Annotated in this window: 1 protein-coding gene; it reads left to right on the top strand. The window is 72.8% G+C overall.

The window, feature by feature from the left end:
* Positions 1–69 precede the first annotated feature (69 nt).
* The coding region (locus AB0G02_RS36840; protein WP_360804118.1) for a phosphopantetheine-binding protein at positions 70–1,147 on the top strand (1,078 nt) is incomplete at its 3' end.

Raw genomic sequence — 1,147 nt, 5'->3', positions numbered from 1 at the left:
GCGTTGGCCCGTGAGCGCGGTGTGCGGGTCAAGAGGCTCCCGGTCTCCGTCGCGGCGCACACACCGCTCATGGCACCCGCCGGGGAGCGGCTGCGCGCCGCAGCCGAGACGATCCCCATGTCGGTGCTGCGCGTCCCGGTGCACGCCAACGCCGACGGGCTCCCCTACCCGGCCGATCCGGAGGGCCTGCCCGAACGGCTGGCCGCGCACCTGTGCGGACCGGTGCTGTTCGCCGACACCATCGAGGCGATGTACGGCGAGGGCGTGCGCACCTTCGTCGAAGTGGGACCGGGTAGCGCGCTGACCGGGCTGGTGGGCGGGGTGCTCGGGGCGCGTGAGCACCGGGCGGTGAACCTGGACCACCGCGACCAGGACAGCGAGACGGCGTTGCAGACCGCTCTGGGCAGGCTCGCGGTGCGCGGACTCGCGCTCGATTTCGCCGCGCTGTGGCGCGACGTCCGGACACCACGTCCCGCCGACCCGGCCACGATGACCGTCGCCGTCACCGGCGCGAACGGCCACCGACCCGAACGACCCGCACCACCGCCGACGGCTCGGGTCCGATCGTCCGAGATCTCGCCGACCACGTCCGAACCAGCCGACCAGAGGAAACCCGTGACCGCGCCCCACCAGCCCTCCGCCGAGTGGCTGCGCACCCTGCAGGAAATGCAGCGCACCACCAGCGAGGCACACGCCACCGTCCAGCAGACGATCGCGGGTACCCACCTCGCGTACCTGCGCATCGCCGAGGAGTCCCTGCGCGGGCTGGTGTCGGCGGTCACCGGCACGACGATGCCCGCACCACTTGAACCGGCCGCAGCGCCCCAGCCATGGCCTGCGCTCGGTGCACCGCCGCCCGCACGCGAGCCCGTCCGGGCGTCCGCACCGGTGACCGTCGAGCCGCTGCCGGTGCCGGCTGAGGCTACGTTCCGGGTCTCCACCCCTGCCGCTGGCCCGGTGCCGGTGGAAGCCGCTCCAGCAGTCGCAACCGACCGGGATGTCGCCGAGGTCATGCTCGGGATCGTCGCCGAGCTGACCGGCTACCCGGTCGACATGCTCGACGCCGACATGCAGCTCGACGGCGAACTCGGCGTCGACTCCATCAAACGCGTCCAGATCATGAGCACGCTGCGGGAACGCATGCCGG

The sequence above is a fragment of the Actinosynnema sp. NPDC023658 genome (genome assembly GCF_040639995.1).
Taxonomy (GTDB): Bacteria; Actinomycetota; Actinomycetes; order Mycobacteriales; family Pseudonocardiaceae; genus Actinosynnema.
Note: the sequence above shows the minus strand (reverse complement) of the source record. Positions and strands in the feature narration are given on the sequence as shown.